We start from the raw sequence: 8,207 nt of genomic DNA, 5'->3' as shown, positions 1-8,207 counted from the left end.
CAGAGAACATACTAGGTAGTACTAAAGCTGTTATAGTATTAAGTAATCTCAATTTATTCATTATTTGGAATTGAGGCACTAAAAATATTTGGCTTGGAACCATTAAAACGGACATAATCAGCACAAAAATAAAGTTTTTAAATGGAAAATCTAACCTAGCAAAAGCATATCCAGCCATAGTACACATAACGACTTGTCCTATAGTTGTGAAAATCGCATATAGAGCTGTATTTTTATATAGTAAAATAAAGTCTATCTTGTTTAAGGCTTCGCTAAAATTAGACCACTGTAAACTACTTGGGAATATTACTGGAGGTATCGCCATAGATTCACTCAAAGTTTTTAAGGATGTCAAAACCATCCATAAAAATGGAAAAACCGTAAATATAACTCCAATAATCAAAACTAAATGTATTAAAATCTTTTTAAATTTACTAGTTTTTAACATTATTTATCCACCTTTTTTGTATTGTCATTTGTATGAATGTTATGACAATTATAATTATAAAAAGTACGGTCGCAACAGCTGCTCCATATCCTTTCCTACCAAAATCAATCGCTGATTGATAGAATAAATATACTATAGACTGCGTGCTCCTTAGAGCAGGACTGGTCTTGTTAATCATCATGAATATAATATCAAAAACTTGAAAACTTCCTATCAAGTCTTTTGTTACTACAAACAAGAGTGTTGGCGATAACAAAGGAAATGTAATAGTGAAGAATTGTTTAAATCCACTAGCTCCATCGAGTTTAGCAGCTTCATAATATTGTTTAGGTATTGATTGCATACCTGCTAAGAAAAATATGATATTCATACCCAAACTCATCCAGATTCCTACAATAATTATTGATCCCAAGGCCGTGTTGCTATCAGCAAGCCAAGCTTTAGGTTGACCCCCGAACTTCATAATCAACTGATTTAATAGGCCATATTGACCATTATAAATCCATTTCCAAATCATGGCTACTGCAGCAGGCATCGTTACAGCAGGTAAAAAGTATAAAGTTCTATAAACTCCTATACCTTTAATATTTTTATTCAATAAATTCGCTATAGTCATCGATATTATTATTGATAAAGGGACAGTAAATATTGTATAAGTAAAGGTGTTTTTAAGTGCCATATAGAAATTATCATCAGCTAATAATTCTCTATAATTATCTAGTCCGATTGGTTTCCATGCTCCAAATGAATTTAAATCAGTAAATGAATAAAATATATTTTGGAAAAATGGTATTATGTAAAACACAGTTAGACCTAGTAAAACGGGGAGTATCATTAAATACCCCCACTTTACCGCCTGTGAGTTATACCTTTTCTTGTTAGTTTTCTTGTTTTTCATAACCCACCTCAAATTATTGTGAACTATTCTTCAGACAATGCAGAGTTCATATTATCAGCTAAATCTTTTAACGAATCTTTTGCAGGTCTCTCTAGAGAGAATATTTCGTTAATTGCATCGCTTTCATATTGATTCCATACAGGTGTATTTTTACTTACTGGATAAGGAACAGAATACTCCAATTCATCGACAAAAGCTTTCAGATTCTTATCTGGATATGAAGCTTCCCAAGTATTTAGAGAACTATTACGGGCAGGTATTACTGTTCCTTTACTAGCCCAAAGTTCATTTACTTCTTCTGAAGCTAAATATGCCATAAAATCCAATGCATCATCTTTATTTTCAGAATCTTTCGCTAAAGCATAAGAAAGTCCATGAATTGTAGCTGCTCTATCTTTGATTAAAGGCATTATTTGTACATCTACTTTATCCTTGAAGCTTTCATCACCAAAAAATTCTGGTACTCTCCAACTTCCTAGATAAACCATAGCTATTTTTCCGGCTTTAAATAAATCCTTATCTGGTGTATCTGTTAAAGTTTGTAAGTCAGGAGATATCCCCTTTTCTATTAGTTCTGTCCATATCTTAACCCCTTCCTCAGCTTCAGGACTATCATAACCAGATTTTTTCTTATCTTCACTTATTATATAGCCTCCAGATTGAGGAATAGTATCATAAATTCCTTCTTGTGTCATGCCTTTGGCTGCAGTTCCCCAAATTCCTTTCTCTTTGTTTGTCAATTTTTCAGCTGCTTTAATAAAATCGTCCCATGTCCAATTTTCATTAGGATATTCTACTCCAGCTTCATCGAATATTTCTTTATTATAAAATAAAGCTGTTAAATCCCAATCTTTTGGTATTCCATATAGTTTATCTTCGTAAGTATAAAGATCAACTAACCCTACAGGGAAATCTTCTTTCTTAAAATTAAGTTTATCCATATGGTCATCTAAAGGTTCTAAAACTCCATTTGAGGCAAACTTAACAAAGTTTGGACCATTCATAGTAAAAATGTCAGGCATTACTTTACCTTGAGATTGAGTTTCTAGTTTTGTAAAATGGTCTTTAAATGTTGTCTCTTCAATTTGAATATCAATATCAGGATGTTTTTCTTCATAATTTTTTTCAATTTCCTTCATGACTTCAATTTGATCAGGATTCCACATAGCCATTCTAACAACACTTTTACCATTGTTGTTTCCATTGTCAGCGTTATCCTTACTTTCATTTCCACCACATCCTGTTAACATAGTAGCTGCTGCTACAGCAAATAACATTTTCTTAATAGTTCTCATATTTCCTCCTTAAAACTATTAGTTGACACGAAATCAATTTTCACAAGTTTTAAAAACGATTTCATAGATAGTAATGGTAGTTACCTTATAACTAGTATAATACTATATAGATTTTAAGTCAAGGATTTCCTCATATACATTTTATCTGATTTAAGCAAATTAACGTATATATATTTTTTTATCTTTATAGGAATGACATCAAATATACTTATTCAATCAACAATGGGTACTACCATGATTATAAGTTATTTTATCCCATATATTTAAATCACTATCTTCCCTTATATCTCATAACTAGATAATAAATAAGTATTAATATATAATATAAATAAGTTAAATAAAAAAGGAGATTTCATGAAAAACGTACTAATAACTGGAGGAGCTGGATATATTGGCTCTCATATAGCTGTAGAGCTTTTAGAAAAAGGCTATAATGTAAGCTTATACGATAACCTATCCAACTCTTCCAAGCTTGCTGTTAAAAGAGTCGCAGAAATTACAGGAAAAAGTCCTAATTTCTACGAAGCAGATATTCTAGATAAGAAAAGCCTAAAAGAAGTTTTTGTAAAAGATAAAATAGACGTAGTAATCCACTGTGCGGCCCTTAAGGCTGTGGGAGAATCTGTCAAAAAACCCCTAGAATACTATCACAATAATATCACAGGAACCCTAACACTTCTTGAAGTTATGAGAGAAGTAAGATGCAAAAACATAATATTTTCTTCATCAGCAACAGTCTACGGAGATCCCGAAACTGTGCCTATCACAGAAGACTTCCCTAAAGGAGAATGTACCAACCCTTACGGCTGGTCTAAGTCTATGATGGAGCAAATTATGACAGACCTTCACACAGCAGATCCTGAATGGAAGGTAGTTCTTTTAAGATACTTTAACCCAATCGGAGCCCATAAGTCTGGAAAGATTGGCGAAGATCCAAAAGGAATCCCAAACAACCTCCTTCCTTATATTTCCCAAGTGGCTATAGGAAAGCTAGATCACTTGTCAGTTTTCGGTGATGACTACGATACCCATGATGGAACTGGAGTAAGAGACTATATCCACGTAGTAGACCTTGCCAAGGGCCATGTCCTAGCAGTAGATAAGATTGACGAGCTTAATGGGGTCGAGATAATAAATCTTGCAACAGGAAAGGGCTACTCAGTCCTCGATGTGGTAAAGGCCTTCGAGAAGGCTAGCGGAAGAGATGTCCCTTATGAGATAGGTCCTAGACGTGAAGGCGACATAGCAAAATGCTTTGCAGATGCAAAAAAGGCTGAAAAAATTCTAGGCTGGATAGCAGAAAACGGGATTGAAGAAATGTGCGAAGACTCATGGAGATGGCAATCACAAAACCCTAACGGATATGAACAAGGAGAGGATAAATGAATACAACACTCGTAGTACTTGCAGCAGGAATAGGCTCAAGATACGGAGCAGGAATAAAGCAACTAGCAAAAATGGACGACAATGGCTATACAATCATAGACTATTCTATCTATGATGCGATGAAAGCAGGCTTTAACAAGGTTGTCTTTATCATAAGAGAAGAAATAGAAAAAGATTTCAAAGAAATAATCGGTAATAGAATAGAAAAAATCATCGATGTAGAATATGCCTACCAAGACATGACACTTCCAGATGGGTTTGAAAGTCCAAAAGATAGGAAAAAACCTTGGGGCACAGTCGATGCAGTTCTTGCTACCAAAGACCTAGTAAAAGAGCCTTTCCTAATAATAAATGCCGACGACTACTATGGAAAGGAAGTCTTCCAAGATTTACACGACTTTTTAGTTAATCATGACGAGAAGGAAGATGATAAACTTCAAATCGCCATGGCGGGCTACAAGCTAAAAAATACCCTCTCAGATAACGGAACAGTAACAAGAGGTGTTTCTGTCGGAGATAGTAATAATAAACTAACAAATATCATAGAAACTCATGAGATAAAGCTAGAAGAAGACGGAACTCTTTCAAGCAAGGAGGGGCTAGGCTCTGACCTACTCAACCTAGAATCCCTAGTATCAATGAACTTATGGGCCTCCTACCCAGCTTTCATAGACCTTTGCGAAGAGCACTTCATAAAATATCTAGAAAAAAACAAAGATAAACTAGACAGCGCAGAATATGTATTACCAGATATGATAGGAGAGCTAATCGAAGAAGAAAAGGCAGAAATAACAATACTTCCAACAGATGAAAAATGGATAGGAATAACCTACAAAGAAGACCTCTCCCCTGCCAAAGCTTCCTTTAAGAAAATGTTCGAAGAAAATCTTTACCCAGAAGACATATGGAATCTTTAAATTGAGACATTTGACAAAAGATATTTTCAAATTATAATATAGTCTATAAATTAGAGAAATAATCAAAAATAGAAATTATAAGGAGAAATAATGGCAGAGATAGTATTTACAAGAATTGACGACAGATTGCTCCACGGGCAAGTCGGTAGAGAATGGGTTAAAGCAGAAGATTGTGATCTTATAGTTGTTGCAAACGACGAAACTTCAGAAGATAGACAAGCACAAAAGCTAATGAATATAGCAACACCCCTTTTCGCTGAGACTGTGTTTTGGACAATCGATAGAACTATAAAAGAAATTGAAGAAACTCACGAAGACTCCAAGGCTCTTATCCTTGTTGAAAGTCCAGAAGACGCATATAAACTCGTTGAAGCTGGTCTTAATATCGATACAGTTAACCTTGGCAATATGAGAGAGCTTCCTAACAAAGATAAGATAAACGAAAATATCTATATTGGAGATAGCGATAGAGAATATTTCAAGAAACTTCACGATAAAAATATTAGTATAGATATCAGAACCCTACATTCAGATAAGGCTCTTGACGAAAGTGTCTTATTCTAGAGATTAAAGCATGTTGGAAGATTTACGATTATCTTAAGTTATAGATTTATAGATTAGGAATCATTCGTAGTCCCAACATGCTTTTTCCTTGCCTATTTTTAATATAATCGGTATTTGTTTGCCCTTTTGGGTAAAACTTTACTAAGTAATAGAAAGAGAGGATTTTATGAAAGTTGTTATAGTTGGAGCTGTTGCTGGAGGAGCGACTTTTGCGGCAAGCCTTCGAAGGCTTAGTGAGGAAGTAGAGATAGTAATGTTTGAGAAGGATAGGGACTTATCCTTTGGTAATTGTGAGATTCCCTATTATCTTTCCTATGATATCGAAAACTCCTCATCTCTTGTAAATAGGACTCCTGAGTCTTTCGCTAAGGGATATAATATCAGAGCAGAAAGATTTCATGAAGTAATCTCCATAAATAGAGAGGAAAAATACGTAGAAGTCTTAGATAAGATAAGTAGTAAGAGTTTTAAGGAGACTTACGATTATCTAATCCTTGCCCCTGGGACTAAGGAAAACCGACCATCTTCTATCACAGGCTACGAGTACGACCATGTCTTCTCAGTAAAGAACGTCGTTGATGTGGAAAATATCAGAAAATACTTGGAAGAAAAGGAAGTTAAGGAAGTCTTCATCGCTGGAGGAGGCTTCGTTGCGATAGAGGCTGCGGAATCCCTCCACAAGCTTGATGGTCTAAATATCTCAATGCTTATAAGAAAGAACACCTCCCTTCTATCTATCATAGATATGGACCTTAAGGGCTTTATCAAGGAAAATATCAAGGATAATGATATAAATATTATCGAGGGCAAGTCTCTTGTAGAAATCGAAAAAGATTATGTAAGATTTGATGATGATTCAAAAAAGAAAGCAGATCTTGTAATCCTTGCCCTAGGAGCAAGACCTTTTAGTGACCTTGCAGAAAAAGCAGGCCTTGAGCTTGAGGATGATGGATCTATCAAAGTAGATGATAATTTTAGGACCAGTGATGAGGCGATTTTTGCTATAGGAGACGTAATTAATCCAAAAAACTTCCTTACCAAGAAAAAGAGTAAGCTAAATCTCGCTTGGCCTGCCCATAGACAGGCAAAATATTTGGCGAAATATCTCTTAGGAAAAGAGGCGACTCCTCCAGACTTTATCGGGACCTTCGCCCTAAGAAGTTTCGACTTAAATATAGCCATGACTGGTCTTAATGAGAAAAGCCTAAACAATCTAGGTATAGCCTATAAGACCTCTCTTATCGCTCACAGAGACTCTGTTGGGATTATGCCAAATTCTAAGTCAATTTATCTTAAGTTGCTCTTTGATAGGGATAATGGAAGGATCTACGGGGCCCAGGGCCTAGGTTATGGCGTAGTAGATAAGAGAATCGATGTGATTGCTAGTATGATTAAGCAAAAGGCCACGATCTATGACCTCTACGACCTAGAGCTTGCCTACCAGCCCCTATATTCTACCGTAGAAGATGCGACAAATGTCCTAGCCAACCAAGCTATCAATATCTTCGAAGGAAGGCTTAAGGATGTCAAAATCGACGAATTAATCGCATCTTACAAGGATTATAAAATCTACGACCAAAGAGATAAGGCTTCTTACGAAAAGGGTCATATCAAGGGCGCAATCTCCCTTGCTGGCAAGGATCTAAGAAAGAACCATGACTTTCTTCCTAAAGATGAGAAAATTATCTTCTACGATGCAAATGGTGGCAAGTCTTCCAATGCAGTAAAGATGCTAGCTCATTACGGTTTTGATAATATCTATATTCTCGATGGATCCTTCGTCTATTTTGAAAAATATGATAAGATGATGGCATCATATCTTATAGAAAAATAAGGATAAGCTAATAAATTGTGTGATTTCTCTCAAAGCTCTTATAATAAAGTATAATTTCGTTTTATAAATTAAATTTACCCAATAAAAAAGCCTTAGTGGATTTGAAATTTCTTTCTCCTCCATTAAGGCTTAATTTTTATGAGTGCTTTTTGGCAAAATCTACAAAGGCTCTGGTAGAATCTTCCACGAAAGTCCTTGTTCCATCTATTAGATTGCCCTCTTCATCAAAGAGTGTGTGAATAGCTGGTATATAGACTTCTGGTTGGTTCATGGTAATGAGATTTATATAGACAAAGCTTTGTCTTAGGGCATGATTACCCATAGCTCCTCCAGTAGATCCCATTGAGGCAGAAAATACTGCAGCTACTTTTCCGTCCCATAGGTTACCCTTTGGATCACGGCTTCCTATATCTATCACATTCTTAAGAACTGGAGCAAGGGAACGGTTGTATTCTGGAGTAAAGAAGATATATCCGTCGTACTTTCTAAGCTCTTCTCTAATTCTTGTGTATTCTTCTTTTGGATTTGCCCCGTCATCATCTTGATTATAGAAAGGAAGGTAGGAAATATCTATGATTTCCGCTTCATTTCCTTCATCTATAATCTTTTTTGAAAGCTCTGCTATCTTCCTGTTAAATGACCCCTTTCTTAGTGAACCTACTAATAATCCTATTTTCATTTCTTCTCCTCCTCGTATATTATAGTTGTATTAATAAATACTACGTTTTGTTCTCTATCCCACTTTCTTATGGGATAATAATTGTATAGATAGAGGTCGTAGCTGTCCTCCTTGAAGCTCGTCTTCCTAATTAAGGGTTACGCCTCTTCTTTACGTCTTTATCAGTATGAGCTGGATAGCACATTT

Annotated in this window: 8 protein-coding genes; 4 read left to right on the top strand and 4 right to left on the bottom strand. The window is 35.3% G+C overall.

Going from position 1 to position 8,207, the window contains the following annotated elements; genetic code table 11:
- From MRZ08_RS03520 to MRZ08_RS03510, 3 genes are all read right to left on the bottom strand, one after another.
- The coding region (locus MRZ08_RS03520) for a carbohydrate ABC transporter permease (protein ID WP_297379286.1) at window positions 1–448 on the bottom strand (448 nt) is incomplete at its 3' end.
- A complete protein-coding gene (locus tag MRZ08_RS03515) occupies window positions 435–1,346 on the bottom strand; it encodes a sugar ABC transporter permease (protein ID WP_297379284.1) in 912 nt (303 codons plus the stop codon). The genes MRZ08_RS03515 and MRZ08_RS03520, both read right to left, overlap by 14 nt.
- Before the next feature lie 23 nt (window positions 1,347–1,369).
- Window positions 1,370–2,641, bottom strand: coding sequence for a sugar ABC transporter substrate-binding protein (locus MRZ08_RS03510; protein WP_297379282.1), 1,272 nt, complete (start codon window positions 2,639–2,641; stop codon window positions 1,370–1,372).
- A gap of 354 nt (window positions 2,642–2,995) precedes the next feature.
- Here MRZ08_RS03510 and galE point away from each other — a divergent pair, with 354 nt between their 5' ends.
- From galE to MRZ08_RS03490, 4 genes are all read left to right on the top strand, one after another.
- Window positions 2,996–4,027, top strand: coding sequence for a UDP-glucose 4-epimerase GalE (gene galE / locus MRZ08_RS03505; RefSeq protein WP_297379280.1), 1,032 nt, complete (start codon window positions 2,996–2,998; stop codon window positions 4,025–4,027).
- On the top strand, window positions 4,024–4,944 hold the full coding sequence (locus tag MRZ08_RS03500; RefSeq protein ID WP_297379279.1) for a sugar phosphate nucleotidyltransferase: 921 nt from the start codon (window positions 4,024–4,026) through the stop codon (window positions 4,942–4,944). The genes galE and MRZ08_RS03500 overlap by 4 nt, the downstream gene beginning before the upstream one ends.
- Before the next feature lie 90 nt (window positions 4,945–5,034).
- The gene (locus tag MRZ08_RS03495) at window positions 5,035–5,508 is read left to right on the top strand and encodes a PTS sugar transporter subunit IIB (protein WP_297379277.1); all 474 of its coding nucleotides are present in this window, start codon (window positions 5,035–5,037) and stop codon (window positions 5,506–5,508) included.
- A gap of 166 nt (window positions 5,509–5,674) precedes the next feature.
- Window positions 5,675–7,342 carry an FAD-dependent oxidoreductase gene (locus MRZ08_RS03490; protein WP_297379275.1) on the top strand — a complete coding sequence of 556 codons (1,668 nt, stop codon included), beginning with the start codon at window positions 5,675–5,677 and terminating at the stop codon, window positions 7,340–7,342.
- 136 nt (window positions 7,343–7,478) lie between these two features.
- Here MRZ08_RS03490 and MRZ08_RS03485 read toward each other — a convergent pair whose 3' ends face one another.
- Window positions 7,479–8,021: an NAD(P)H-dependent oxidoreductase gene (locus MRZ08_RS03485; RefSeq protein WP_297379273.1), complete on the bottom strand. Its 543-nt coding sequence runs from the start codon at window positions 8,019–8,021 to the stop codon at window positions 7,479–7,481.
- Window positions 8,022–8,207 lie beyond the last annotated feature (186 nt).

Origin of the sequence: Anaerococcus sp. (genome assembly GCF_022770135.1) — a bacterium.
Classification (GTDB): domain Bacteria; phylum Bacillota; class Clostridia; order Tissierellales; family Peptoniphilaceae; genus Anaerococcus.
The sequence above is the reverse complement of the archived record's forward strand: the minus strand, read 5'-3'. Positions and strand labels throughout refer to the sequence as shown.